This window comes from Salinicola socius (assembly GCF_001937195.1).
GTDB classification, from domain to species: domain Bacteria; phylum Pseudomonadota; class Gammaproteobacteria; order Pseudomonadales; family Halomonadaceae; genus Salinicola; species Salinicola socius.
Genome location: NZ_MSDO01000009.1, coordinates 278,972 through 304,473, shown reverse-complemented (window position 1 = coordinate 304,473; position 25,502 = coordinate 278,972). Strand labels below are relative to the sequence as shown.

The following is a 25,502-nucleotide window of genomic DNA, read 5'->3' as shown; positions in this document are numbered from 1 at the left end:
CATCAATCCGTGCTGCGGGAGTTTGCCCAGGGCGTCCCCTGCAACGTCGACACCGGCGAATGCCTGGACATGGACCACGGATTCAAGCGCTTCATCGACACCGTGCCCCACCTCACCGGCCTCTGGCAGACCGCTCTCGGCAAGTACCGGCTCGATCACTCCCGCAACCTCATCGACAGCGCCTGGCAGCTCCTGCAGGAAGACGCCCGGTTCTACGATCACGAACCGCACTTCCTCTACAAACGGGCCCGAAAGGCCCCTGGGCTCGGCAACGAAAAGAACGTCGCCCTGGTCGTGGGTAATCTCATCTCGCTCTACGCACGCCAGGGCTTCACCACCCAACAAGCCATGAACGGCCTCACCCGCTGCGGTGCCTGGGACGACATCGCCAACTACTATCGGCGACGAGGCATAGACGCCGATCAGCTACGACTACTCATCTCGCAACGGCTCGTCGAACGGCGATTACTGGGGAAAGCGGCCTAGTGGCGATCAAGAAAACCGAATCAGGTTGGAAAGTAGACGTCAGGCCCAACGGTCGCGACGGTAAACGCGTTCGCCGCACCTTCAGGACTCAGGCCCAGGCACGTCGGTTCGAAAACAAGATCCTCGCCCAGGTCGCCGATGGCAGCCGCTACACGCCCACCAAGCGCGATAACCGCCGTCTCTCCGAACTCGTCCAGATGTGGTACGACTTCCACGGCGTCTCACTCAAGGATGGCAAGCGTCGCTATCAGCAGCTCTTGGCATTGGCTCACAAGATGGGTAACCCCGTCGCCAGGACCATCACCCCGATGGATGCCGCCCGGTTTCGGCAACAGCGTCTTGCCGACGGCCTCACCCCAACCACCGCCAACCACGATCAAGCCCACATGAGAGCCGTGTTCAATCGCGTGGCCAAGCTCGGGGAGTGGCACTTACCCAACCCCTTCGCCGGTATCCAGCCTCTCAGGATCGACGAAACCGAGTTGAGCTACCTCACCGAATCGCAGATCGGCGACCTCCTCGCGATACTCGACCGCCGCGCCAACAAGGATGCCGCCCTTATCACCCGGCTCTGCCTCGCTACCGGTGCACGTTGGTCCGAATCGCAATATCTCCGAGCCGAAATGCTGCGTGACGGCCGAGTCACCTTTACCGGCACCAAGAACGGGCGCAATCGCACCATCCCACTACCCCAGGGGCTCTACCAGACGCTCGTTGCGCACGGTCGACGCATAGGCCGTCTCTTTCCGACCACGGGCTATAACCCATTTTCGGAGGCCATAAAGGAAGCGGGTATTCAGCTACCAAAGGGACAGCGAACGCACGTTTTACGCCACACCTTTGCTAGCCATTTCATGATGAATGGCGGTGACGTATTAACGCTGCAAAAGATACTGGGACATCAGACAATTACGATGACAATGCGCTATGCCCATCTGTCGCCCGACCACCTGGCAGACGCCATTAAATACGCGCCAAAGGTCGATGGACAAAGTGTGGACACTGACGAGAAACCGTAAGGAGTAATGCGAGGAAAAATGACGCTAAGTCATTGAAAAGCATGGTGCCGGCGGTCGGACTCGAACCGACACACTGTCTCCAGCGGCGGATTTTGAATCCGCTGCGTCTACCAATTCCGCCACGCCGGCAGCGGAGACGCATTATACGGACGCTTGGCCCGGCGTCAATCATCACGCTGACTTAATCGATCCGGTGCTTTATGATGGCGCCCGTCCAAACGCCTCTCGTCCATCCAGATTCGAACCGATACGCGACCTACGCCATGCAGCGCGCCGATTTTCATTTTGATCTGCCCGACGAGCTGATCGCTCGTTACCCTTCCGAACAGCGCACCGACTGTCGCCTGCTATGCGTCGACGGCGAGTCCGGCGCGCTGGAACATGCTCGCTTTCCCGACCTGCTGGCAAGACTCGACCCCGGCGACGTGGTGGTGTTCAACGATACCCGCGTGATTCCTGCGCGCCTGTTCGGCCAGAAAGCGAGCGGCGGCAAGGTGGAAATGCTGCTGGAACGACCGCTGGACGCTCATCGCGGGCTGGCGCATCTACGCGCCAGCAAATCGCCGAAACCGGGCACCGAGCTGATTTTCGAAGGCGATATCCGCGCCGTGGTCGAGGGGCGTCAGGATGCGCTGTTCGAGCTGCGTTTTCTGGGCGAGACGCCGCTGATCGCGCTGCTCGAACGGCATGGCCATATGCCGCTGCCACCATACATCACCCGTGAAGACGAGCTGGCCGACCGCGAGCGCTATCAGACGGTCTACGCCCGCCGCGAAGGTGCCGTTGCCGCCCCGACCGCCGGGCTGCATTTCGACGAGTCGATGATGGAAGCGCTGCGCGCCAAGGGCGTCGAGACGGCCTTCGTGACACTTCATGTCGGCGCTGGCACGTTTCAGCCGGTGCGCGTCGACGACATCCGCGAACACCATATGCACAGCGAGTGGCTGGAGGTCGACGAATCGGTCTGCGAGCGGGTCAATCGCGCTCACGCCGCCGGCAACAAGGTCGTCGCCGTCGGCACGACCAGCGTGCGCTGCCTGGAAACCGCCAGCCAGAGCGGCAATGGCGAGCTGACACCGTATCGTGGCGAAACCGATATCTTCATCTATCCCGGCTATCGATGGCGCTGCGTCGATGCGCTGGTGACCAACTTCCACCTGCCGGAGTCGACACTGCTGATGCTGGTCTCTTCGTTCGCCGGTTACGACGCCGTCATGCGTGCCTATCGGGAAGCCGTCGCCGAGCAGTACCGCTTTTTCAGCTATGGCGATGCAATGTATCTGACTCGCCAACCCGACTGATCACCAACGCGTTGCGCGCGGGTTCGGGCGCGTCCATGCCATGGGCTTTACGCGCGGATTCGGGCGCGTTGATAAAGAAGAGAGACACCATGCGAGACGAATGCTTCATGAAATTCGAGCGACTGGCCCAGGAAGGACGCGCCCGTCGCGGCCGACTGACCTTCCCGCGTGGCACGGTGGAAACACCGGCCTTCATGCCGGTGGGTACCTACGGCACGGTCAAGGGAATGACGCCCAGGGATGTCGAGGCGATCGGCGCCGAAATCATTCTCGGCAATACCTTTCATCTGTGGCTGCGTCCGGGCACCGAGGTGATCGAGGCCCACGGCGATCTGCATGACTTCTCTCAGTGGCACAAGCCGATCCTGACCGACTCCGGTGGCTTTCAGGTGTTCTCGCTCGGCGCGATGCGCAAGATCACCGAGCAGGGCGTGCATTTCCGCTCGCCGGTGGATGGCGCCAAGGTGTTCATGGGGCCGGAAGAGTCGATGGCGGTGCAGCGCTCGTTGAGTTCCGACGTGGTAATGATCTTCGACGAGTGCACGCCCTACCCGGCGACCGAATCCGAGGCGCAGAAATCGATGGAGCTGTCGCTGCGCTGGGCGGCCCGTTCCCGCGCCGCCCACGGCGATTCGCCGTCGGCGCTGTTCGGTATCGTCCAGGGCGGCATGTATCCGGAGTTGCGCAAGCGTTCGCTCGAAGGCCTGCTGGAGATCGGCTTCGACGGGCTGGCAATCGGCGGACTGTCGGTAGGCGAGCCGAAAGAGGAGATGATCCGCGTGCTGGATTACCTGCCGAGCTGGATGCCGGAAGACAAGCCGCGCTATCTGATGGGCGTCGGCAAGCCCGAGGACCTGGTCGAGGGTGTGCGGCGCGGAATCGACATGTTCGACTGCGTGATGCCGACCCGCAATGCGCGAAACGGCCATCTCTTCACCGCCGACGGCACCGTCAAGATTCGTAACGCGACCCATCGCCACGACACCCGTCCACTGGAAGCGGATTGCGACTGTTATACCTGCCAGCACTTCTCTCGCGGCTATCTGCACCATCTGGATCGGTGTGGCGAAATGCTCGGCTCGATGCTCAACACGATTCACAATCTTCGCTACTACCAGCGCCTGATGGCGGGTTTGCGCGGGGCTATCGAAGCGGGTACATTGGCCGACTTCGTAGCACAATTCTACCAGCGACGCGGACTGCCCGTGCCGCCCGGGGTCGACTGACGAGATTCAACCGACCGTCGACCGATGAACCGTTTCGTCAGCCTCATCCATGTAACGATTTCATTACATAACCACTTCCTTACACAACCTTCGGAGATACATCCATGCTGGACTTTTTCATCCCCGCGGCTCATGCCCAGGATGCGGGCGGCCCTGCCGGCGGTGGTATAGCCCAGATCATCATGCTGGTCGGCTTCGTGTTGATCTTCTATTTCCTGCTGTGGCGCCCGCAGTCCAAGCGCGCCAAAGAGCACAAGAAATTGGTCACCAACCTGTCCAAGGGTGATGAAATCGTGATCGGTGGCGGGCTGCTCGGCCGCATCACCAACGTGACCGACGATTTCATCAGCATGGAGATTGCCGAAGGCACCGTCGTCAGCGTTCAGAAGAGCGCCGTGGCCTCCGTCCTTCCCAAAGGCACGTTGAAGTCGCTGTAACTCTCCTGGCTGCCGGTGTCCCCATCGGCAGCCATCTCTTCCTGCGACACTCTTCGCACGACGGTCATTGCCCGATCGTCATTGATTGAAAGGACAGGGCTTCCATGCTCAATCGTTACCCCCTGTGGAAGTATCTGCTGATACTCATTGTCTGTGTTGTCGGCGTCATCTACGCGTTACCCAATCTTTACCCACAGGACCCCGCCGTCCAGATCAGCACGACCAACGGTTCTCTCGACAGCCAGCAGCTCGACCGTGTCACCCAGGCGCTGGCCGACGACGATATCCAGGTCAAATCAGCAGCCATGACTGGCACCAATACCGCCCTGATTCGGCTCGATGACGCCGAACAGCAGCTTCCCGCACGCGAAGTGGTCGACAAGGCGCTCGACGACAAGTACACCGTAGCGCTCAACCTCGCCGATTCCACGCCCTCCTGGCTGACCAGCCTCTCCGCGGCGCCGATGAAACTCGGCCTCGATCTACGTGGCGGGGTTCATTTCCTGCTCGAAGTGGATATGGATGCCGCCGTCAAACAGCGTCTAGAGGCCACGGCGAGCGCCATTCGCGCCGACCTTCGCGACCAGCGCATCCGCTACCGGTCCACCGATGTCGACGACAACGCCCTGCATCTCGAATTCGCCAACAGCGAAGACCGCGATGCCGCGCGCGACCAGATCAGCCAGACCTTCCGCGAGTTTCAGCTGGAAGACCGCGAAGAAGGCCGCCGCGCGTTCCTCGACATGACGTTGACCGAGCAGTCGATAAAGGACATTCAGGACTATGCAGTCCAGCAGAACCTGACCACGATCCGCAATCGCGTCAACGAACTCGGGGTTTCAGAGCCGCTGGTCCAGCGTCAGGGGCCGAGCCGCATCGTGGTCGAGCTACCCGGCGTGCAGGACACCGCCGAGGCCAAGCGTATCGTCGGCGCCACCGCCAACCTCGAGTTCCGTCTCGAGGCACGTCCGGATACGCCGGAGGCTGAGACCGAGACCTTCCCGTTCCGCAACGACCCGCAGCGCAGCGCGACGCTGTCGCGTGACGTGATCATCACCGGCGATCGCGTTTCCAGCGCCAGCCAGGGCTTCGATCAGAATGGCCGTCCGCAGGTCAATATCAACCTCGATGGCACCGGCGGTTCGCTGATGAATCAGGCGACGCGCACCAATATCGGTCGCAACATGGCCGTGCTGTACATCGACCACAGCACAGATACGCGCACGGTCACCAAGGATGGACGGCAGGTTCAGGAGCGCATCCCGACGACAAGCCGCAGCATCATCAGTCTGGCGACGGTGCAGAGTGCGCTCAGCAACCGGTTCCGTATTACCGGCCTGGATTCTCCGACCGAAGCCAGTGAGCTGGCGCTGCTGCTGCGCTCCGGTTCGCTGGCCGCGCCGATCTACTTCGTTCAGGAGCGCACCATCGGCCCAAGCCTGGGCGCGCAGAACATCGAACGCGGGATTTTCTCGGTGCTGGTCGGTGGCCTGCTGGTCGTGGCATTCATGCTGATTCGCTACAAGGCGTTCGGCGTCATCGCCAATGCCGCACTGGCGGTCAACCTGGTGCTGCTGATCGCGGCAATGTCGATGCTGGGCGCCACGCTGACGCTGCCCGGCATCGCCGGTATCGTGCTGACGCTGGGCATGGCGGTGGATGCCAACGTGCTGATCTACGAGCGCATAAGAGAAGAGCTCAGGCGAAAGACTCCGGCGCAACAGGCGATTCACGCCGGTTACGGTCGTGCCTTCACCTCGATCGTCGACGCCAACCTGACCACGCTGCTGGTGGCGGTCGTGCTGTTCTCGATCGGCACCGGTCCGATCAAAGGCTTTGCCGTGACGCTGTCACTCGGCATTCTCACGTCGATGTTCACCGGCATCATGGTGTCGCGTGCTCTCGTCAACCTCTCCATCGGCGGCAAGCCGGTGAAGAAACTCTGGATCTAGGAGACGAGCAATGCGCCAATTCGACTTCATGGGCAAGCGCCGCATCGCCTTCATCGTCTCGATCCTGTTCACGATCGTGTCGGTGGCGGCCCTCGCCCTGCTGAACCTCAATCTCGGTCTCGACTTCACCGGCGGTACGGTGGTCGAACTCCACTACGCTGCGGTGCCGTCGCTCGACGATATCCGTACCCTGTTGGCCAACAGTGGCTTCGAGAACTTTTCGGTACAAACCTTCGGCGCCACTGACGAGATCCTGGTGCGCCTGCAGCAGACCTTCAGCAACGATGTCGGCAATCAGGTCGTTTCAGCCCTGAGCAGCGGCGGCGCCCAGATCGATCTGGTTCGCGCCGAGTTCGTCGGCGCCCAGGTCGGCGATCAGCTTCGCGATCAGAGCGGCCTGGGCATGCTGGTGGCCCTGGCCGGCGTCGCGGTCTACGTCGCCTTCCGCTTCCAGTACAAGTTCGCGCTGTGTGCGATCATCTCGCTGGGGCACGACGTATTGATCGTGCTGGGTCTGTTCGCGCTGTTTCAGTGGGAGTTCGATCTCACGGTGCTGGCAGGGATCATGGCGGTGATCGGTTACTCGTTGAACGATACCATCATCGTCTACGACCGAATCCGCGAAAACATCCGGCTGTCGCGCAGCGAGGATCTGGCCCAGATCTTCAACGAAGCGATCAACCAGACGTTGTCGCGCACCCTGGCCACGTCCGGCACGACCTTGCTGGTCCTGTTCGCCCTGTTCTTCCTCGGCGGTGACATGATCCACAACTTCGCGATCTCGCTGATCCTGGGGATCGTGGCCGGCACCTTCTCTTCGGTCTATGTCGCCGCGGCGCTGCTGATCGTTTTCAAGTTGGAGCGCCAGGATCTGATCCCGGTGAAGAAAGGCGAAATCGAGGACGACACGCCGTAACGCGAGCGTTTCGATCTCGTCTTCAAGCCCCTCTTTGCTGGAGGGGCTTTTTCGTGGCGCCTCTTTTGATAGCAGCGCCTGACATTCCCGCATCGGCGCGGACATCGCAGACTTTCCACCGCCGCGATAACCGCGGATCGAACCCGCTGGGGTATGATGCTTCGCTGCGGCTTGGCATGCCGTTCGATTTCGCCCGGTCTATCCGGTTTCATCCGTCGCGTTCACGAGTGATTCATGGCCCCAATCTTTGCCGATAGCAGCGTCGCCCGCTGGCTGCTGGTGCTGGTGATGGTCGCCGGCGTCTACTTCTTCATCGACTTTCTGATTCCCGTTCTGGCAGCACTGATCATCTGCGTTGCCAGCTGGCCGCTCTATCGACGCCTGCTGGCAGGTTGTGGTCAGCGCCGAGCGCTGGCGGCCACCATTGCGCTGGGCCTGATCATCCTGTGCCTGGTGATCCCCATGGTCCTCGCCTGCTCCTACGCTTTCCAGGAGCTCAAGGGCTGGGTCGGCTGGCTGATGGTCGCCAACGAGCATGGCATTCCGACACCGACCTGGGTCGAACCTCTTCCGGGCATAGGGGACTGGCTTGCCGTACAGTGGCAGGAATATCTGGCCGAGCCCCACGCCCCGGAATATCTGATTCAGCTGGTGGGCGGCGAGCACATCGGCAACATCTCGCGCTGGGTGCTGGCGCTGGGAAGCAATGCGCTGCATCTGGCGCTGACCCTGCTGTTCATGCTGATCACGCTGTTCTTTCTCTACCGGGATGGCGCCGGCATGGCGCGTCAGCTGGACATCGTCGGTGAGCGCGTGCTGCCGGCGCGCTGGCAGCGCTTCTCGCGCGTGGTCCCGGCCACGATCAGCTCGACCGTGATGGGCATGGGATTGATCGCGCTCGGAGAAGGTCTGGTGCTCGGCACCGCGTACTGGATCGCCGGCATTCAATCGCCAGTGGTACTCGGCGTGATCACCGCGTTCATGGCGCTGGTTCCCGGCGGAGCGCCACTGACATTCACGCTGGTGTCGCTCTATCTGCTGGCGACCGGCCACATGGCCAACGGCATCGGCCTGTTCATCTGGGGCGCGCTCGAGCTCTTCGTCGTCGACAAGACCCTGCGCCCACGGTTGGTAGGCGGCCCGATCAAGCTCCCGTTCCTGCCGACCTTCTTCGGTCTGGTCGGTGGCGTCAAAACCATGGGGATCGTCGGTCTTTTCGTCGGCCCGGTGCTGATGGCGCTGCTGGTCGCAAGCTGGCGCGAATGGCTGCACGACGACAGCGCGCCGGACGCACCGTCGGAAGCCGAACGCTGGGGATACGGCAAGCGCACGGCGATCTCCCGCTCGATTTCGAGGTCCTCCAGCGCCACGAGCGGAAAGGCGTCGACGAGAAGCGGGGTCACGACGGCAAGCACCAACGACGACACGAATGCCGATATCAGCCGATGAGTCAGCGGCCTGTCTGAAGACCGTGACGTTTGAGCTTGCGCACGACGCTCGGTTGGCTGATGCCCAGCCGTTCGGCCAGCGCATAGGTCGTACGGTGCGTCGTTGCCAACGTTTCCAGAATCGCCCGCTCGTGGTCGTCCATGGCGGATCGGAGCGTCTGACCCGGTGCCAGCGAAATGCCAAATGCTTGCCCCGCTTCGCGGGCGGGCTCGGCAATGTTCGAATCGTCAGCGAACGCATCTCTACCGGGCAACGACCCTCTCGGGGCCGGTGCACCCACCACGCCGCCTTCTGCCGATAGCCAGGCACGCTCCAGCCAGTTCTCCAGCTCGCGAATATTGCCCGGCCAGTCGTTGCTCATCAGCGTTGCCCATACCCCGGGATGCAGGACCTTCTCTGCTCCGTAGCGGCGGTTGAGCTGATCGAGATGGCGCTCGGCCAACCCGCGGATATCCTCGCGGCGCTCTCGCAGTGGCGGCAACGTCACGGGAATGACGTTGAGTCGGTAGTAGAGGTCGAGTCGGAAAGCGCCCTCCTCGACCCGTCTGGCCAGGTCCTGATTGGTCGCCACCACCAGCCGGAAATCGACCTGGCGCGAGCGCGTATCCCCCAGCCGCGTCAACGAACCATCCTGAATGACCTTGAGCAGCTTGGATTGCATCGATAGGGGCAGCTCGCCGATCTCGTCCAGAAACAGCGTGCCGCCATGCGCCTGTTCGAGAAGTCCCGCCTTGCCCTGGCGCGACGCGCCACTGAACGCGCCGGGCTGATAACCGAACATCTCCGACTCGAACAGCGACTCCGGTATGGCCGCACAGTTGACGTCGACGAAATCGCCCTCTTGCCTTCGGCTCCAGCGATGCAGCTGCCGGGCGAAAGCCGTCTTGCCGACACCCGACTCGCCCAGCATCAGGACGGTGGCATCGGTGGGTGCACTGCGCTTCAGCAAGTGGACCATCTCCCGCATGATCCGACTCTTGACCACCAGCTCGCCGAGCGCGTCATCGCTATCGACCTCGGGATCATGATGGCGCTTCAGATGTTCGGAAAAGCGCCGCTGAAGGAGCGCATATTCGTCCTGCAACAGCCGCAGGTCGGTAAGGTCTCGCGAACGACTGATCACGCGGATCAGCTTGCCGTCGGCATAGACCGGGAACGCCTCGGCAATGACCTGCCGGCCGGTGCCGGTACGCTGCATGATCTGCGCAGGCTGACCGGTGCGGATGACTTCCAGGGAGACCGAGGGCGACAGCACGCCGCTGGCCTGAAGCGCCTGAACGGTGGTGGCCCGAAGCGCTTCTCGACGCAGCCCGTAGACCGCCGCGCTGCCGGGGCTCACGTCAAGAATACGACCATCACCATCGACGATGAACACGTGATCCTGAGCCGTCTGGATCAGCGTCTCCAGCGTCAACTGCGCAGTCTCCTCGGTCGACATCGGATGTGTCATTACGCGTCCCTCTACTGCTGCACGGATACATAAATGAATCATTGATACATCAATGGATCATTCAAATCCATCTGGCGATACAAAAACGCATCAGCCGGATTTTATTGTTCAACAACTTCAATGGTTTATCGGTTGGCACGATTCCTGCGCGTCATTCACCACAATCACAACGTCAGGAGTCTTCATGCCCACGCAACCGTCGTACAACCAGCCGCTGGGTGGCAACGAGATGCCCCGCTTCGGCGGACCGGCCACCATGATGCGGCTACCGACGCAGAAGAGCGCCGCAGGGCTGGATGCCTGCTTCGTCGGCATTCCCATGGATATCGGCACGTCCAATCGCCCCGGCACTCGCTTCGGGCCGCGCCAGATCCGGGACGAGTCGCGCATGCTGCGCCCATTCAACATGGCGACCCGCGCCGCGCCGTTCGAAAGCCTGCAGGTCGCCGACATCGGCGACGTTCCGATCAATACCTTCGATCTCAAGAAGAGCGTCGACATCATCGGGCGCTACTACGACGAGCTGCTGACCCACGATGTGATTCCGCTGACGCTGGGTGGCGATCACACGCTGGCGCTACCGATACTGCGCGCCATGGCGAAAAAGCACGGTCCGGTGGGACTGATCCACGTCGACGCCCACGCCGACATCAACGAGCACATGTTTGGTGAAGCCATCGCGCACGGCACGCCATTCCGCCGCGCCGTCGAGGAAGGTCTGCTGGACTGCGACCGCGTCGCTCAGATCGGTCTGCGAGGCACGGGCTATTCCGCGGAAGAGTTCGACTGGGGGCGCCAACAGGGCTTCCGAGTGGTGCCGGCCGAAGAGTGCTGGCACCAAAGCCTGACCCCGCTGATGGCTGAAATCCGTGACAAGGTTGGCGGCGGTCCAGTCTATGTGAGCTTCGATATCGACAGTCTCGACCCCGCCTATGCCCCGGGCACCGGCACGGTCGAAATCGGCGGGCTGACCATCCCGCAGGCGCTGGAGATCATTCGCGGCGCTCACGGACTCGATATCGTCGGCTGCGACCTGGTCGAAGTCTCTCCACCTTACGACGCTCACGGCCAGACCGCCGTCGTGGCGGCCAACCTGCTGTTCGAGATGCTTTGCATATTGCCCGGCGTCAAACGTCGCTGAGAAGCCGCCACAACCCCATCGTCAACACCGTCGACCGTCGTTCCACAATAACAATCGCCGCTGATGCAGCGGAAGGACAAAACATCATGATGCTGGATCTCTTCGTCGTCGCGCTCTACGCGCTTGGCATGCTCGGCCTGGGCTGGTGGGGCATGAAACGCGCCCGCAGCCGGGAAGACTATCTCGTTGCAGGACGCCGCCTTGGCCCCGGCATGTACCTGGGTACGCTGTCGGCCGTCGTACTCGGCGGCGCTTCGACCGTGGGCACGGTCAAGCTCGGCTACACCTACGGTCTCTCCGGGCTGTGGCTCTGTGCTTCGCTGGGTCTGGGGCTGATCGTGTTGAGCCTGGTTCTGGCCAAGCCCCTGATGAAGCTCAAACTCTATACCGTGACTCAGGTGCTGGAGCGCCGCTACACTCCGGCGGCCAAGCTGATCAGCTCGATCATCATGTTTGCGTACGACCTGATGCTTGCCGTGACTTCGACGATCGGGATCGGCACCGTGCTGAGCGTCATCTTCGGCATGCCGGCCTGGCAGGCAGTCGTCATCGGCGGCATCGTGGTGGTGATCTACTCGACCATCGGCGGAATGTGGTCGTTGACGCTGACCGATATCGTCCAATTCGTGATCATGACGGTAGGCATGGTGGCGCTGCTGCTGCCGATGACGATCCACTCGGTAGGCGGCTGGGATGCGCTGCTGGAAAAAGCCCCGGCCACCAGTTTCTCGCTGACGGCCATCGGCTGGGACACCATCATCACCTACTTCGTCATCTACTTTCTGGGCATTCTGATCGGTCAGGATATCTGGCAGCGAGTGTTTACGGCACGCTCCAGTGGCGTTGCCCGCCGTGCCGGCACATTCGCCGGCATCTACTGCATTCTCTACGGCGCGATCGGTGCGCTGGTCGGTATCGCAGCCAGCATCCTGCTGCCGAATCTCGAAGATGCCAACAACGCCTTCGCCGCGATCGCGCAGCTGGCGTTGCCGGACGGCGTCCGCGGGCTGATCATCGCCGCCGCGATGGCCGCGATGATGTCGACCTCCAGCGCCGGGATGCTCGCCTCGTCGACACTGCTGACGCAGGATATTCTGCCGGCACTGCGCGGTGGCCGAGAGATCGACGACGTCCGCATCAATCGGCTCTGCACGGGGCTGATCGGCGTCGTGAGCGTGATCATCGCGATCAACGTGAGCGATGTCATCGGCGCGTTGACGGTCGCCTACAACCTGCTGGTTGGGGGCATGCTGATTCCGATGCTGGGGGCACTGTTCTGGAAGCGCTCCACGACCACCGGCGCCATTGCCAGCATGCTGGCCGGCTGCGCGGGGGTTATCGTCTTGATGCTGAAAGATGGCTTGCTCGCGAACTCGCCGATCTATGCCGGGCTTGCCGCCAGCATGATCGCGTTCATCGCGGGTAGCCTGCTCACTCGCCCCCACTCGATAGCCTCTTCGACGCCCTGATCCAGGGTGGGGGAACACCCCAACGCAAAGCGCCCTGCCGGGATGACCCGGCAGGGCGCTTCTTGATTGTCGACCCGCGACACGAGCGAGCCGCGCTTCACATGCCGACTAACTCAGGCGCCAGCCTTGAGCTGCTGCGCCAGCGCCTTGTAGAGGCGCGGGCCCGCGGCCATCAGGCTGCCGCCATCTTCGACACTCGGCGAGCCGTCGATGGCACCGGTCAGCGCGCCCGCTTCCTTCAGCAGCAGCGAACCGACCAGACGGTCCTGCTCTTCCAGGCCCAGCACGAAGACCGCATCGGCACGACCGAACGCGAATTCGATCATGTCGAGCAGCGCACAGCCGCTACCGGTCAGCGTGTCGATCTGCGGCCCGAGGCGCTCGGCCACGGTGAGATACTGGGGCAACCAGCGTGCACGTGCTTCCTGCGTCGGCCAGGCCAGTGCGATTCTGGCTCCGCTGATGCTCACGGTCTTGGAGACACGCATGCGCTTGCCGTTGCCCTGAGCGCCACGACCACGACTGATCAAAAACTCATCATCGCTGAACGGCGAGATGATGACCGCATGTTCCGGACGCCCCTTGACCAGGCATACCATCGAGATTGCGAACTGCCGGTTCGCCACACCGAGGTTGGACTCGCCGTGGATCGGCTCGATGTGCCAGACGGTTTCCTTGTCGGCGCCCTTGCCTTCGCGATAAGGGGTATAGCGACCGGAAATACCGTGTTGCGGATAGCCGCGAGTGAGCTGATGCACGATCAGCGTTTCGGCGTTGCGCGCCGTATCCTCGAGCAGACTGGCGGTTGCCTGCTCGTCGTGATTGACCTCGAGACGGTCACGGATACGAACGAATTGCTCAGCGGCACTGCGAGCGGCGCGCAGCGCATATTGAACCATCGGATGCATGGATCTGGCCTTGGGGTGTCGGGGGCTGTTAAAGAACGCCGCGCAGTCTAGCAGAAGCGGGCCCGCGCAGTCATGCTAGACTGCGCGTTTTCCCATTTGCCACAGCACTGACAATCGCCTCCTTATGCTCGACCGTATCCGTATCGTCCTTATCGGCACCAGCCATCCCGGTAACATCGGCGCCGCCGCTCGCGCCATGCGCAACATGGGCCTCGAGGACCTCGCGCTGGTCACGCCCCGCTGCGATCCCAAGGATCGCGAGGCCTATTCGCGCGCCTCCGGTGCCAACACCCTGGTCGACGCCGCGCGGCAATACGACGCACTCGAGGAAGCCGTTGCCGACTGCACGCTGGTGGTCGGCGCCAGCGCACGATCGCGCCACCTGCCGTGGCCGATGGTCGCCCCGCGCGCGCTGGCCGAGAGCCTGCCGCAGGCTCTGGCACCGGCCGAGGCGAGAGTCGCCCTGGTTTTCGGCCGCGAGGATACCGGCTTGACCAATGCCGAGCTGCAGCGCTGCCACCAGCATGTGCATATTCCGACCAACCCCGATTTCAGCTCGTTGAATCTGGCCGCCGCCGTCCAGGTACTCGCCTACGAATGCCGCCAGGCATTTCTGGCTCTGGATTCCGATTTGCAGGCATCTTCCGGCGAATCCATCAGCGAGAGCGAGCAGCCTTTCGGTGTCGAGTGGGACAATCCGCCTGCCACGCACGCCGATCTCGAGCGCTTTTTCGTCCACCTCGAGAGCACGCTGACGGCGATCGAATTCCATGACCCGGACAATCCCCGCCAGCTGATGGCGCGACTGCGGCGGCTCTTCATGCGTGCGCATCTGGACTCAATGGAGATGAATATCCTGCGCGGCATTCTCGGCACCATCGACAAGCGGCTGCGGGAAAGGTCCTGAAGCCGCAGGTACCGACCGGAAGCCCGATCGCGATCGACACACCGACGAATCGGACGCCGCCAGAATGGTTGACCGTGTTACTGGGTTTTTCCATAATGGCATCACCGATGCAGCGACAGCCGATACCCGCCGATGCGTTTGACTACCAAAGGGCGTTACGCCGTTACCGCGATGCTCGATCTGGCCCTCAATGCCGGTCAGGGTCCGGTCTGTCTGGCGGATATTTCCAGACGTCAGGACATCTCGCTGTCATATCTCGAGCAGCTGTTTGCCAGATTGCGCCGCGCCAAGCTCGTCAGCAGCGTGCGCGGCCCGGGCGGCGGCTATCTGCTGGGAAGAGCGCCCTCCGAGATCTCGGTCGCCGGCGTGATCGATGCGGTCAACGAATCCGTCGATGCCACGCGCTGTCAGGGCCAGGCGGACTGTCATCAAGGCAGCAAGTGCATCACGCATCATCTGTGGTGCGACCTTTCCGACGAGATCCAGCGCTTCCTGAGCGACATCAGCCTGCAGGAGCTGGTGCGCCGGGAGGAGGCTCGCACCGCCACCCGAGCCGAATCCGGGACACGCACTTTCGCTGACGATGTCGCCACGATCACGGTGTCGTCACACTAACCGGATGATTGCCGCGACGACGCTTGATCGTAACGGGCCTGAATTCATTTCGATCGATTGCCAGAGATCTGCCGTGCCATGAGCGCTCCGATATATCTCGATTATGCCGCTACCACCCCGACCGACCCGCGCGTGGCCGAGCAGATGATGCGCCACCTGACGCTGGATGGGGTCTATGCCAACCCGGCGTCGCGCAGCCATATGCCGGGGTGGCTGGCCGAACAGGCGGTGGAGAATGCCCGCCGTCAGGTTGCGGATCTGATCGGCGCCGACCCGCGCGAGATCGTCTGGACCTCCGGCGCCACCGAGGCGGACAACCTGGCCTTGATCGGTTTCATGCGCGCCAACCGCGGCCGCGGGCGCCACCTGGTCACATCGATCATCGAACACAAGGCGATCGTGGACACCGCGATCTCGCTGGAGGCGGAAGGTTTCGAGGTCAGCTGGCTGACGCCTGGCAGCGATGGCCGCATCGCCCCCGAGCAACTGCGCGCGGCCATGCGCAACGACACCGCGCTGGTCTCGCTGATGGCGGTCAACAACGAGCTGGGCAGCGTCAACGATCTTGCCGCGCTCTCCGCCATCGCGCATGAATTCGGCGCACGTTTTCATGTCGACGCCGCGCAGGCCTCCGGCCGACTGGCGCTGGATGTGGAGACGATGGGCATCGACCTGATGTCGCTCTCCGCCCACAAGGCCTACGGCCCCAAGGGAGTCGGCGCGCTCTACGTTCGCCGCGATCCGGATCTGCGAATCGAAGCGCTGATTCACGGCGGCGGCCACGAGCGCGGCATGCGTTCGGGCACCCTTCCCACGCATCAGATCGTGGGAATGGGCGAGGCATTTGCGCTGGCACGCGATGAACGTAAGGCCGACGGCGAGCACGTTCGTGCGCTGCGCCAACGCTTTCTCGACGGCTTGGCCGATTGTGGTGGCATTCACAACCATTCGCCGCTCGAGCATTGCGTGCCCAATATCGTCAATCTCGCCTTCGACGGCGTGGACGGCGAGTCGTTGCTGATGGCACTGCGCGGCCTGGCGGTCTCCACCGGTTCGGCCTGCAACTCGGCAAGCGTGGAGCCATCCTACGTGCTCAAGGGAATCGGCATCCCTCATTCACAGGCGCTTTCGTCGATCCGCTTTAGTTTTGGCCGGTTCACCACCATTGAAGAGATCGATGCGGCCGCAGCCGACATACGCCGCGCCCTGAGCGGGCTACGCCAGCCGTCGAAAGCCGCCACGAATCATCGTTAGGGGGATGGCGTCATCGCCATTCTCCTTGGCAAGGAGAAATGCCATGCAGAACATCACCATCAGTGAATCCGCCGCCACTCAGATCCGTCACGTCCTCGAGGAGCGCGGCAGCGGCCTGGGGCTGCGCGTGGCGATCAAGCCGAGTGGCTGCTCCGGCTACAGCTATGTGCTCGATATCGCCGACGACCTGCGCGCAGACGACGTCGCCTTCGAGGAGCGCGGCGTCAAGGTGCTGGTCGACAAGGAAGCGCTGGCCGTTCTCGATGGCACCGAAGTCGATTACGTCAGCGAAGGGCTCAACCGCTTCTTCCGCTTCAACAACCCCAACGTGACTGACGAGTGCGGCTGCGGCGAAAGCTTCAACGTCTGAGCTTCGCTCCGTACCGATCTTGCCACGTCCGGCCCCGGTTCGAGGGGTATCGGCCCGATCAGCCGCGGGATGCGTCTGGCGCGGGCTTGCGCTACAATGGCGCGATTTTTCGGCAGGGACGATCACCGTTCGTGATCGGCTCCGCCCACGACCACGATGATTTCGGACGGCGCGCTAATCTATGCATGAGCATCAGAGGCGCGTCGTCTCGTATCTCATGATCTTTTTCCGCTCGCGATAATCGCGATCGATTCACTACAGCCAGGAGACCGAAGTCATGGCCACCGAGCGTACGCTTTCCATCATCAAGCCCGATGCCGTTGCCAAGAACGTCATCGGCGACATCTATAGCCGTTTCGAAAAAGCCGGCCTGCAGATCGTTGGCGCCAAGATGCTGCACCTCTCCAAGGAGCAGGCTGAAGGTTTCTACGCCGAGCACGCCGAGCGCGGCTTCTTTGCCGACCTGGTCAGCTTCATGACCTCCGGTCCGGTGATGGTCCAGGTTCTCGAAGGCGAAGGCGCGATTGCCAAGAACCGCGAGCTGATGGGTGCCACCAACCCGAAAGAAGCCGCACCAGGCACCATCCGCGCCGACTTCGCCTCGTCCATCGATGCCAATGCCGCGCACGGTTCCGATGCACCGGAATCCGCCGCCCGCGAAATCAGCTACTTTTTCAAGGAAGAAGAACTCTGCCCCCGCGGCTGATTCGTCGACCGACCGGCCATTCGTGCCGGTCGTTCATCCCCGTTCCCGGACACCCCGCCACCCTCGAGCCGATTCCGTTGCCATGAGCGCTGCTACCGATACTCCGCGCACCAATCTACTGGGGCTCTCCCGCGAGCAGATGGAGGCATTCTTCGTCTCTCTGGGCGAGAAGAAATTCCGCGCCGCCCAGGTCATGAAGTGGATCCACCAGGAAGGTTGCGACGACTTCGAGTCGATGACCAACCTTTCCAAGCCGCTGCGTGCCCGACTGGAAGAGAGTGCCGAGATCCGGGGCCCGAAAGTGGTCTACGAAGGCACATCGAGCGACGGTACCCGCAAGTGGGTGCTCGAGGTGGAGGATGGCAGCTACGTCGAAACCGTGCTGATCCCGGCCGACAATGGCGCACGGCGGACGCTATGCGTGTCATCCCAGGTCGGCTGTTCGCTCGACTGCAGTTTCTGTTCCACCGGCAAGCAGGGCTTTCAGCGCAATCTGACCAGTGCCGAGATCATCGGTCAGGTCTGGGTCGCCCAGCAGCGTGCCGGTGGCCGCATGAGCGCCCCGGATGGACGCCGCGCGATCACCAACGTGGTGATGATGGGCATGGGCGAGCCCCTGCTCAACTACGATAGCGTGCTGCCGTCGATGAAGCTGATGCTCGACGACAACGCCTACGGGATGTCCAAGCGCCGGGTGACACTGTCCACGTCCGGCGTGGTGCCGATGATCGATAAGCTCGGCGACGACATCGACGTGAGCCTGGCGATCTCGCTGCATGCCGCGAATGACGAACTACGCAGCGAACTGGTACCGCTCAACCGCAAGTACAACATCCGCACGCTGCTCGATGCCTGCCAGCGCTACCTGGCCAAATGCGGCGATGCGCGCCACATCACCATCGAGTACACCCTGATCAAGGACGTCAACGACCAGCAGGTGCATGCGCAGGAGCTCATCGCACTGCTCGACGAGTTGCCGTGCAAGATCAACCTGATCCCGTTCAATCCGTTTCCCCATTCCGGGTACGAGAAGCCATCCCGCAACCAGGTGATGCGCTTCCAGAGCTGGCTTTACGAACTCGGCCACACCGCGATGGTACGCACGACGCGTGGCGACGATATCGACGCCGCCTGCGGTCAGCTGGTAGGAAAGGTGAAGGATCGCACCAAACGCCACGAACGCTACATCCAGTCGATCCAGCTGGATGCCGACTGAGTCTGGGCGGTTGCCGCTGTTGCAACCCGCCCCTGGCCTCGAAAACCGGTGGGCCGTGGCAACGCCGACAGCGAATCGGATAGCCGTCACCTTGACTTCACCACGGTGCAGCGCTTTGATGGGAACCCCAAAACCGCTTTGTTTTCAGTTGTCCGGGACGCGACGTATCGGCCGTCGCAGCCTCTTAACGTGGGAGAGCCGTGCATGACCCACCCATCTCGCCCTTCTTCGATACGGTCGCTGAGTATCGCCATGGGTGTGGTGTGTCTGTTGGGTGGCTGCGCCACGGCGGTTTCCTCCAACGGGCCGAAGCAGGACAGTCCCGAGGACGCAGCGGCGGCCTATACCCGGCTTGGCAAGGCCTATCTTGCCGAGAACAATCTCCCGCGGGCACAGCAGGCTCTGGAACACGCCATCGACCTCGATCCCGGCGACGGCGGCGCGCTCGAGGGGCTGGCGCTGCTGTATCAGCGTCAGCAGGAGCTCGACCAGGCTGACCACTTCTTTCAGCAGGCCTTGAAAGCCGAGCCCGACGCGACGCGCATTCGCAACAATTATGCGGCGCTGCTGTATCAGCGTGGCGAGTACGCCAAGGCGTGCGATCAGTTGAACGTCGCCAGTCAGGACATCACCTATACCAACAGAGCCCAGCTCTTCGCGAATCTGGGCCAGTGCCAGATTGCCAACGGCGACGAGACCGCCGCTCGCCGATATTACGAGCGCGCACTCGACATCGATCCGCGCAATGCGCGTAGCCTGTTGGCGTTGGCTCGTATCGATCACACGCAGGGTAACAACGAACGCGCCTGGGAGCGCTTGCAGCGCTATTTCACCGTGGCCGGCACCGATGCCGAGAGCCTGCACCTGGCGAGCGATATCGCCAGCGCGCAAGGCGACTCGACGCGTGCTGCCTTTTATCGCCGGCAGCTCGGCGGCTCCTGAGGCTAACAGACCCCGTACTCGAGCCTCGGCTCGGGAAAGAGATCAGAAGGATTTTCGCCCATGAGCGAAATGAAAGAACCCTCGACCAAGCAATACGATGCGCCCAGCCCTTCTCGCGAAACGGCAGGCAACATGCTTCAGAACGAGCGCGAGCGCCAGGGACTGAGCGTCGAAGAGGTCGCGCTGCAGCTCAACCTGCGCCCGATCGTGGTGACCGGCCTGGAGGAGGATCGCTTCGACCAGGTACCGATCGCCGCCTACCGACGGGGCTACGTGCGGGCCTATGCGCGCCTGCTGGGTCTTGACGAGACCAGCGTCGTCGCCGCCTATGATGCCACCCACGGGCGTGGCGACATGGATCGCAAGCTGGCACCGGTTCATACCTCACATCAGCCCTCGCGGGTCGGTGCCTGGATATTCCGCCTGTTCACGCTGCTGGTGATCGTCGGACTGATCTCGCTGACACTGCTGTGGTGGCAGAGCCGAGAAGGCAACGAGATCTTCGGCGGTGGCAGCGATGACAGTCCGATCGCGGTCGACCGCCTGAACGGCGATGACGACAGCACTGCGTCCACCGCCGCAGATGCAGACAGTGGCGCGATGGCCCCCAATACCGATACCCAGTTGCCACCGCTGGCCACCCAGGGGGACATGCCATCGGCCGGTGACGGCACACCGACTTCGACGAGCGGTTCTGCACTCACGGGCGGCGGGATTGACACTGGCAACGGCACGGGCATTTCCGCATCGGCGGAATCGGCGACGCCGGACGACGACGCGCGCCAGGCCGGGCAGATCGGATCGGCGGCGGATGATGTCACGTCGACCGCCTCGACAGAGGATGGATCGATAGGGGATGGCTCGACAGAGGATGGCTCGACGGCAGCTGCGGCCGGCGACGACACGCTCTCCCTGACTTTCAACGAAGAGTCATGGACCGAGATCTATGATGCCAACGACGACCGGATCTTCAGCGGCCTGCAGTCCGCCGGCAGTCAGGCAACCGCGGAAGGCGAACCACCCTTCCGCCTGACCGTCGGCAACGCCAGTGGCGTGACGCTCGAATACCGCGGCGAACCGATCGACCTGAGTCAATACGCGGGTGGCAACAACGTTGCCCGCTTCACATTGGGAGACTGAGAAGCGCCATGCAAATGCCCTCTCCGATCACCCGCCGTGTCTCGCGACAGATCCATGTCGGTGACGTACCCATCGGCGGCGGCGCGCCGATCAGCGTGCAAAGCATGACCAATACCGACACCAACGATGTCGCCGCTACCGTGGATCAGATCCAGCGCCTGCAGAAGGCCGGGGCCGATATCGTGCGCGTCTCGGTACCGGACATGGACGCTGCTGAAGCGTTCGGCAAGATCAAGCGCCAGGTCAGCATACCGCTGGTGGCCGATATCCACTTCGATTACAAGATCGCTCTGCGCGTGGCCGAACTCGGCGTCGACTGTCTGCGCATCAACCCCGGCAATATCGGCCGCGAGGATCGTGTACGCGCGGTGGTCGACGCCGCTCGCCATCACGGCATCCCGATCCGTATCGGCGTCAACGCCGGTTCGCTGGAGAAGGATCTGCAGAAGAAGTACGGCGAGCCGACGCCGGAGGCGCTGGTCGAATCCGCCATGCGCCATATCGACCACCTCGACCGGCTCGATTTCCCCGACTTCAAGGTCAGCGTCAAGGCCAGCGACGTGTTCATGGCCGTCGCCGCCTACCGTTTGCTGGCCAAGCAGATCGAACAGCCGTTGCATCTGGGTATTACCGAGGCCGGCGGCCTGCGGTCCGGCACGGTGAAGTCCTCCATCGGACTCGGCATGCTGCTGATGGATGGCATCGGCGACACGATTCGCGTCTCGCTGGCCGCCGATCCGGTCGAGGAGATCAAGGTCGGCTTCGACATGCTGAAGAGCCTGAAGCTGCGCGCCAAGGGCATCAACTTCATCGCCTGCCCCAGCTGCTCGCGTCAGAATTTTGACGTCATCGCGACCATGAATGCCCTCGAGGAGCGCCTCGAAGACATCATGACGCCGCTGAACGTCTCGGTCATCGGCTGCGTGGTCAACGGTCCCGGCGAGGCCAAGGAAACCGATATCGGCCTCACCGGTGGCAGTCCGGCCAACCTGGTCTATATCGACGGCAAGCCGGCCAGCAAACTGCGCAACGATCATCTGGTCGACGATCTCGAAGCGCTGATCCGCGCCAAGGCCAAAGAGAAAGAGAGCCGCACCGACGATCTGATCGCCCGCGAAGCCTGATCGGCGCGAGGCCCGGATCGCGGGAAGCCCGGTAAGGTAACGCGAACCCGGATGCGTCGCCGCCCAAGACAACCCGTGAATCACCGACGAACGCCCAGGCAGGCCGCCTGTGGCGTTTCCGTATAGGCAGGAGTGTCAGTTGAGTACCAAACTACAAGCCATTCGCGGCATGAACGATCTGCTGCCGGATCAGTCGCCCGCGTGGCAATACCTCGAGCGACAGCTGCGCTCGCTGATGGACCGCTACGATTATCGTGAAATCCGCACCCCGATCGTCGAGCAGACCGCCCTTTTCGCCCGCTCCATTGGCGAAGCGACCGACGTGGTCGAGAAGGAGATGTATACCTTCGACGATCGCAATGGCGAGAGTCTGACACTGCGCCCGGAAAATACCGCGGCGGTGGTGCGCGCGGCGATGGAGCACGGCCTGCTGCACAATCAGACGCAGCGCCTGTGGTACATGGGCCCGATGTTCCGCTACGAGCGTCCGCAGAAAGGCCGCTACCGCCAGTTCCACCAGATCGGCATCGAGGCTTACGGCATGACCGGGCCGGATATCGACGCCGAGATCATCCTGCTATCCGCGCGGCTCTGGCGCCAGCTCGGAATGGCCGAACACGTGACCCTCGAGCTCAATTCGCTGGGGTCGCCGGAAGCCCGCGCGGCCTATCGTGAATCACTGGTCGCCTACTTCGAATCCCATCACGAGCTTCTCGACGAGGACTCCCGGCGTCGGTTGACCACCAATCCGCTGCGGATCCTGGATTCCAAGAACCCGGCCATGGCAGAGATGCTCGCTGACGCGCCACAGCTGCTCGAGCATCTCGACGAGGAGTCCCGCACGCACTTCGAACAGTTGAAGTCGACGCTCGACGCTGCCGGCATCGGTTATCGCATCAACCCCCGGCTGGTGCGGGGGCTCGACTACTATTCGCGCACCGTATTCGAATGGACGACGACCGCCCTCGGCAGCCAGGGCACCGTCTGCGGTGGCGGGCGCTATGACGGCCTGGTCGAACAGCTCGGCGGCAAACCCACGCCCGGCGTGGGTTTTGCCATCGGGCTGGAACGTCTCATGCTGCTGCTCGACACTCTCGACCTGGTTCCCGAAGAAGCCAAGGGCGGCGCCGACGCCTACCTGCTGGCCATGGGTGATTCGGCGGAGCGCGAAGCGCTGCTGCTCGGCGAGCGTCTGCGCGACGTTCTGCCCACGCTGCGTCTTCAGGTACACTGCGGCGGCGGCAGCTTCAAGAGCCAGATCCGTCGTGCCGATCGCAGTGGCGCGACGGTGGCGCTGATTCTCGGCGAGGACGAGATCGCCAATGGCCGCCTGACGCTGAAGCCACTGCGCGACGGCAGTGAACAACGGACACTCGAACTGGATGACGCCATCACCTGGCTCGACCAGCAGTTTGCCTGAACCTGAGCGGCTGACCGGCAACGGGGAGACATACACGTTTCCCATTGATTGCCGTGTTGAATACCGATTGCCGTCTTGAATACAGAAGGAGACCGCCCGTGGCGGAGCTTAGGACCGAAGAAGAGCAGCTGGACGCGATCAAGCAGTGGTGGAAGGCCAACGGAAGCGCCCTGCTGGTGGGCATCGTCATCGCCGCGGCCGGCGTCTTCGGCTGGCAGGCGTGGCAGCGCTACCAGGAAGGCCAGTCTGCCGAGGCATCCAATGCCTATCAGCAGCTGATCGCGATTGCCAGCAGCGACACTCTCGATGACAACGCCCGCACCCAGGCGTTCGACCTCGCTGACGGCTTGCAGAGCGATCATGGTGGCACGTTGTATGCCGATCTGGCCGGATTGCTGGAAGCCAAGATCGCCGTCAACGCCGATGACAACGACCGCGCCCTGAAGGCCTTGAAGGATGTCATCGACAACAGCGACCGCCCCTACATGCAAGGTCTGGCGCGCATCGATCTGGCTCGCCTGCAGATTGCCAGCGACGATCCCGACACGGCGCTCGACACGCTCGGGGACAGCGTTCCCGGGGCCCTGGAAGCGCAGCGTCAGAACGTGCTCGGCGACGCCTATACCGCGCTCGAGCGACCCGAGGACGCGCGTAATGCCTATCAACAGGCGCAGACTCTGGCGCAGGATGCCGACCAGACCATCTACGGCCTGCAGCTCAAGCTAGACGATCTCGGTGCGGAGGATGCCACCTGATGAAACTGACCCACCTGCTTCTGCCTCTGGGGCTGACCGCGACACTGCTGGCCGGCTGTGCCGGCAGCGTCGAACCGCAGTATCCGCCCAAGGAACTCAAGGATTTCACGCCCAAGGTCAGCCTCGACGAGCGCTGGGATCAGGGTATTGGTGACGGCCTGGGTCGCGCCCGTTATCCGCTGACGCCGATCATCGATAACGGCACGATCTACGCGGTCGACGAGACCGGCGACCTGCGCGCGATCGACACCGACAGTGGCGATACCCAGTGGGACGTCGATCTGGGCACGCCGATCTCCAGCGGCATCGGTGCCGACGGTGGGCGTCTCTACATCGGCACCCGCAACGGCGAAGTCCTGGCCGTCAATCGCGAAGATGGCAGCATCGACTGGAAATCACGGGTCTCCAGCGAAGTGCTGGCCGCGCCCCAGGTCAACAGCCAGCTGGTCGTCGTGCAGAGTGTCGATGGCGCGGTCACGGCGCTCGATCGTCTGGACGGCAACGAACAGTGGGTCTACTCCAGCTCGCAGCCGGCGCTGACGCTGCGTGGTACTGGCGCGCCTCGTGTCATCGAACCGGTCTCCTTCGCCGGATTCGCCAACGGTCGTCTGGTCACCCTGGACAACCGTAGCGGTCAGCCGCTGTGGGACATGCGCGTCGCGGTGCCAAAGGGACGTACCGAAGTCGATCAGCTCGTCGACCTCGATGGCCAGCCGGTGCTGACCGAGGACGGCCGCCTGTTCGTGACCAGCTACAACGGACGCCTGCTGGCGCTGGAAGCCACCTCCGGCAAGGTACTGTGGGAGCATGAAGAATCCAGCTACCTGACGCCGCTGGTGGTGGGCAACTACCTGTTCACGGTCAATGCCGCCAGCCATGTCATCGCGATCGAGGCAGACACCGGCCGCGTGATGTGGGATTCCGACGCTCTCGAAGGTCGCTCGCTGACCGCACCGTCGTTCGTCGATGGCAACATCGCCGTGGGCGACTATCAGGGCTATATCCACCTCATCGACGCCTCGACCGGCGAAATGAGCGGTCGTACCCATATCGGTGGCGATGGCCTGACCCTGCCGTTGCTGACGGGCACCCAGCGTCTCTATGCGCTGAGCAACGATGGCACCCTGGTGGCCTATGACGTGAAGAGCATGTCCGACCAGAACTGATCGGTATCGTCGGCTTCACCATCGGCCCCGCTTCGGCGGGGCCGATTGCGTCCCGGCTCTAGAACCTCGAGAGGTTCGGACTTCGCGCTTGTCACATGCTAGAATGCCGAGCTATCAGCATCGATCGTATCGG

At 62.7% G+C, this 25,502-nt stretch carries 23 protein-coding genes, 1 tRNA gene and 1 pseudogene; 22 read left to right on the top strand and 3 right to left on the bottom strand.

Features of this window, described 5'->3' with window-relative positions:
- Positions 1–486, top strand: a pseudogene (locus BTW07_RS08535) (hypothetical protein); the annotation flags it as partial.
- The gene (locus BTW07_RS08530; RefSeq protein ID WP_075569722.1) at positions 486–1,505 is read left to right on the top strand and encodes a phage integrase; all 1,020 of its coding nucleotides are present in this window, start codon (positions 486–488) and stop codon (positions 1,503–1,505) included. The pseudogene BTW07_RS08535 and the gene BTW07_RS08530, both read left to right, overlap by 1 nt.
- Positions 1,506–1,547: 42 nt before the next feature.
- Here the strand turns inward: BTW07_RS08530 and BTW07_RS08525 are convergent.
- Positions 1,548–1,634: transfer RNA gene (locus BTW07_RS08525), tRNA-Leu, on the bottom strand.
- Positions 1,635–1,768: 134 nt separating this feature from the next.
- Between BTW07_RS08525 and queA the strand changes: the two genes are divergently transcribed.
- The 6 genes from queA to BTW07_RS08495 all read left to right on the top strand — a co-directional run bounded on the left by queA (position 1,769) and on the right by BTW07_RS08495 (position 8,786).
- Positions 1,769–2,806: a tRNA preQ1(34) S-adenosylmethionine ribosyltransferase-isomerase QueA gene (gene queA, locus BTW07_RS08520; protein ID WP_075569758.1), complete on the top strand. Its 1,038-nt coding sequence runs from the start codon at positions 1,769–1,771 to the stop codon at positions 2,804–2,806.
- Positions 2,807–2,913: 107 nt separating this feature from the next.
- A complete protein-coding gene (gene tgt / locus BTW07_RS08515; protein WP_075569721.1) occupies positions 2,914–4,032 on the top strand; it encodes a tRNA guanosine(34) transglycosylase Tgt in 1,119 nt (372 codons plus the stop codon).
- Positions 4,033–4,136: 104 nt separating this feature from the next.
- Positions 4,137–4,469, top strand: a complete 333-nt coding sequence (yajC, locus tag BTW07_RS08510; RefSeq protein WP_075569720.1) for a preprotein translocase subunit YajC — start codon at positions 4,137–4,139, stop codon at positions 4,467–4,469.
- A 104-nt stretch (positions 4,470–4,573) separates the two neighbouring features.
- The gene (secD, locus tag BTW07_RS08505; protein WP_075569719.1) at positions 4,574–6,421 is read left to right on the top strand and encodes a protein translocase subunit SecD; all 1,848 of its coding nucleotides are present in this window, start codon (positions 4,574–4,576) and stop codon (positions 6,419–6,421) included.
- A 10-nt stretch (positions 6,422–6,431) separates the two neighbouring features.
- Complete coding sequence (gene secF / locus BTW07_RS08500) at positions 6,432–7,337, top strand: protein translocase subunit SecF (RefSeq protein WP_075569718.1); 906 nt, start codon at positions 6,432–6,434, stop codon at positions 7,335–7,337.
- Between the two features lie 234 nt (positions 7,338–7,571).
- On the top strand, positions 7,572–8,786 hold the full coding sequence (locus tag BTW07_RS08495) for an AI-2E family transporter (RefSeq protein ID WP_075569717.1): 1,215 nt from the start codon (positions 7,572–7,574) through the stop codon (positions 8,784–8,786).
- 1 nt (position 8,787) lies between these two features.
- On the opposite strand, the gene BTW07_RS08490 is transcribed toward BTW07_RS08495, so the two are convergent.
- A complete protein-coding gene (locus BTW07_RS08490) occupies positions 8,788–10,236 on the bottom strand; it encodes a sigma-54 interaction domain-containing protein (RefSeq protein WP_110643491.1) in 1,449 nt (482 codons plus the stop codon).
- A gap of 184 nt (positions 10,237–10,420) precedes the next feature.
- Here BTW07_RS08490 and speB point away from each other — a divergent pair, with 184 nt between their 5' ends.
- Both speB and BTW07_RS08480 read left to right on the top strand, forming a co-directional pair.
- Entirely contained in the window at positions 10,421–11,377 is a 957-nt protein-coding gene (gene speB, locus BTW07_RS08485) for an agmatinase (RefSeq protein WP_075569715.1), read from the top strand.
- Between the two features lie 86 nt (positions 11,378–11,463).
- Positions 11,464–12,846 carry a sodium:solute symporter family protein gene (locus BTW07_RS08480; protein ID WP_075569714.1) on the top strand — a complete coding sequence of 461 codons (1,383 nt, stop codon included), beginning with the start codon at positions 11,464–11,466 and terminating at the stop codon, positions 12,844–12,846.
- 113 nt (positions 12,847–12,959) lie between these two features.
- Here the strand turns inward: BTW07_RS08480 and BTW07_RS08475 are convergent, their stop codons facing one another.
- Positions 12,960–13,754 carry an inositol monophosphatase family protein gene (locus BTW07_RS08475; protein WP_075569713.1) on the bottom strand — a complete coding sequence of 265 codons (795 nt, stop codon included), beginning with the start codon at positions 13,752–13,754 and terminating at the stop codon, positions 12,960–12,962.
- 124 nt (positions 13,755–13,878) lie between these two features.
- Here BTW07_RS08475 and BTW07_RS08470 point away from each other — a divergent pair, with 124 nt between their 5' ends.
- The 12 genes from BTW07_RS08470 to bamB all read left to right on the top strand — a co-directional run bounded on the left by BTW07_RS08470 (position 13,879) and on the right by bamB (position 25,369).
- Positions 13,879–14,661 (top strand): RNA methyltransferase, encoded by a 783-nt coding sequence (locus BTW07_RS08470; RefSeq protein ID WP_075569712.1) that lies wholly within the window; start codon positions 13,879–13,881, stop codon positions 14,659–14,661.
- Positions 14,662–14,793: 132 nt separating this feature from the next.
- A complete protein-coding gene (iscR, locus tag BTW07_RS08465; protein ID WP_075569711.1) occupies positions 14,794–15,276 on the top strand; it encodes a Fe-S cluster assembly transcriptional regulator IscR in 483 nt (160 codons plus the stop codon).
- Between the two features lie 78 nt (positions 15,277–15,354).
- Positions 15,355–16,530 (top strand): aminotransferase class V-fold PLP-dependent enzyme, encoded by a 1,176-nt coding sequence (locus BTW07_RS08460; RefSeq protein ID WP_075569710.1) that lies wholly within the window; start codon positions 15,355–15,357, stop codon positions 16,528–16,530.
- 43 nt (positions 16,531–16,573) lie between these two features.
- Positions 16,574–16,900, top strand: coding sequence for a HesB/IscA family protein (locus BTW07_RS08455; protein ID WP_075569709.1), 327 nt, complete (start codon positions 16,574–16,576; stop codon positions 16,898–16,900).
- A gap of 277 nt (positions 16,901–17,177) precedes the next feature.
- Positions 17,178–17,606 carry a nucleoside-diphosphate kinase gene (ndk, locus tag BTW07_RS08450; protein WP_075569708.1) on the top strand — a complete coding sequence of 143 codons (429 nt, stop codon included), beginning with the start codon at positions 17,178–17,180 and terminating at the stop codon, positions 17,604–17,606.
- 82 nt (positions 17,607–17,688) lie between these two features.
- The gene (rlmN, locus tag BTW07_RS08445; RefSeq protein WP_075569707.1) at positions 17,689–18,822 is read left to right on the top strand and encodes a dual-specificity RNA methyltransferase RlmN; all 1,134 of its coding nucleotides are present in this window, start codon (positions 17,689–17,691) and stop codon (positions 18,820–18,822) included.
- Between the two features lie 204 nt (positions 18,823–19,026).
- On the top strand, positions 19,027–19,764 hold the full coding sequence (gene pilW, locus BTW07_RS08440; RefSeq protein WP_075569706.1) for a type IV pilus biogenesis/stability protein PilW: 738 nt from the start codon (positions 19,027–19,029) through the stop codon (positions 19,762–19,764).
- A 60-nt stretch (positions 19,765–19,824) separates the two neighbouring features.
- Positions 19,825–20,904, top strand: a complete 1,080-nt coding sequence (locus BTW07_RS08435; protein ID WP_083941673.1) for a RodZ domain-containing protein — start codon at positions 19,825–19,827, stop codon at positions 20,902–20,904.
- Positions 20,905–20,912: 8 nt separating this feature from the next.
- On the top strand, positions 20,913–22,028 hold the full coding sequence (gene ispG, locus BTW07_RS08430; protein WP_075569705.1) for a flavodoxin-dependent (E)-4-hydroxy-3-methylbut-2-enyl-diphosphate synthase: 1,116 nt from the start codon (positions 20,913–20,915) through the stop codon (positions 22,026–22,028).
- 139 nt (positions 22,029–22,167) lie between these two features.
- A complete protein-coding gene (gene hisS / locus BTW07_RS08425; RefSeq protein ID WP_075569704.1) occupies positions 22,168–23,448 on the top strand; it encodes a histidine--tRNA ligase in 1,281 nt (426 codons plus the stop codon).
- Positions 23,449–23,546: 98 nt separating this feature from the next.
- The gene (locus BTW07_RS08420) at positions 23,547–24,203 is read left to right on the top strand and encodes a YfgM family protein (RefSeq protein ID WP_075569703.1); all 657 of its coding nucleotides are present in this window, start codon (positions 23,547–23,549) and stop codon (positions 24,201–24,203) included.
- Entirely contained in the window at positions 24,203–25,369 is a 1,167-nt protein-coding gene (bamB, locus tag BTW07_RS08415; protein ID WP_075569702.1) for an outer membrane protein assembly factor BamB, read from the top strand. Before BTW07_RS08420 ends, bamB begins: the two co-directional genes overlap by 1 nt.
- The last annotated feature ends 133 nt before the right edge of the window (positions 25,370–25,502 follow it).